Here is a 1,349-nt window from a genome sequence, read left to right on the forward strand (position 1 = left end):
TCCTACCGGATGGACCTCGTCTGCGACATGGCCGACGGCGTGGCCGACCCGGCGACCATGACCGCGTGCCGGGGCATCGGCCAGTAGACGACACTGCGGACGTTCGTACGGCGGCAGGTGTCCGGCGGAAATCCCAGGACGCATCCCAGGATGCGGTGAAAGCGGCGCCGTGGCCGTGCCGCCGTCAGAAGTCGGCAGCCTACGGGGCCCGAAGACTGCCTCACGGCACCCGCGCGGGTCCACGGCGGCCGCTGGCACGATGCCCCGCATGACCCGTGCCACCGAAGTGAGTCACCGTCCGCCGCGCAGCCGCTCCCTGTGGTTCCTCGTGGGCCTCGGTGTCGTGGGCGCGGGCGGCACCGTGCTGCGGCTCGCGACCGCGGGGTGGGTGGTGGACGGATGGCTCGTCGTGGGTTCGCTGCTCGCGCTGTCCGGTCTCGCGGCGTGGTACTGGGTGACCGTACGGGTCAGTGCTGACGCGTACGGCCTGCGCCACCGGACGCCGCTGCGCCGCCGGAGCGTGCCGTGGAGTGCCGTCGCCGATATCCGCGTCCTGCACAGGGAGCACCGTCACGGCACGTCCCGCCGGGTGAGCGTGGCGCTGCGCGACGGCCGCCGGTGGCTGCTGCCCATGCCGCTCACCGCCTCGGCCCACGACCCGGAGTTCGACGAGCGGGTGGCCGCGCTGCGCGCACTGCTGCGGCAGTACGGCACCCCGGAGTCGGACCACCTGCCCGTCCTCACGCGGCGCACCGCGGGGTACGGAGGCTTGGCCGCCCCGCTCGCCCTGTGCGTGCTGCTGCTCGCGGGCGCGGGCGTCGCCGCCTGGTCCCTGCCGGGCACGGCGGCGGACGAACGGGCGTGGCGGTCGGCCGCTCCCTGCACCGGCGAAGCGGCCCGGGACACGGTCCGGGGTTCGGGCCGGACGGCCGACCCGGAGTGTGTGACCACCCTGCCGGGGGTGATCGCGCGCATCGATGTCAACGGCACCAGGCAGAGCAGCCACCTGTACTTCACCCGGGAGCGTCCGCTGGCGCGGGCCGATGTCTCACGGGAGGCGGCGCAGCGGTTCAGCACCGGCGATCACGTCGAACTCGCCTTCTGGCGCGGCACGGTCATGCAGGTCACCGGGGAGCACCACGTGTGGCGCGCGCACGTCTCCACCGCGCGGGCCCAGGCCGTCGTCGCCGCCGCGCTCGCCCTGGCCGCGGGCTGTCCCGGAGCGGGTGCTACTTCCTCACCGCCTCCGCGCTCGCCCCGGCCGTGGTGATCGGCTGGGCGGCCGTGGGCGCGGCGGTGTCGGCGGGCCTGGCCGTGGCGGCGTGGCGCGCCAGCGGTGTCCGTACGCC

The 1,349-nt window shown here is 75.2% G+C and carries 1 protein-coding gene; it reads left to right on the forward strand.

The window, feature by feature from the left end:
- The first annotated feature begins 268 nt into the window (after nucleotides 1-268).
- Nucleotides 269-1,270 carry a PH domain-containing protein gene (locus tag AB8Z36_RS40265; RefSeq protein ID WP_369218310.1) on the forward strand — a complete coding sequence of 334 codons (1,002 nt, stop codon included), beginning with the start codon at nucleotides 269-271 and terminating at the stop codon, nucleotides 1,268-1,270.
- Nucleotides 1,271-1,349: the final 79 nt, after the last annotated feature.

This window comes from Streptomyces flavofungini (genome assembly GCF_041028215.1).
In the GTDB taxonomy this organism is placed as follows: domain Bacteria; phylum Actinomycetota; class Actinomycetes; order Streptomycetales; family Streptomycetaceae; genus Streptomyces; species Streptomyces flavofungini_B.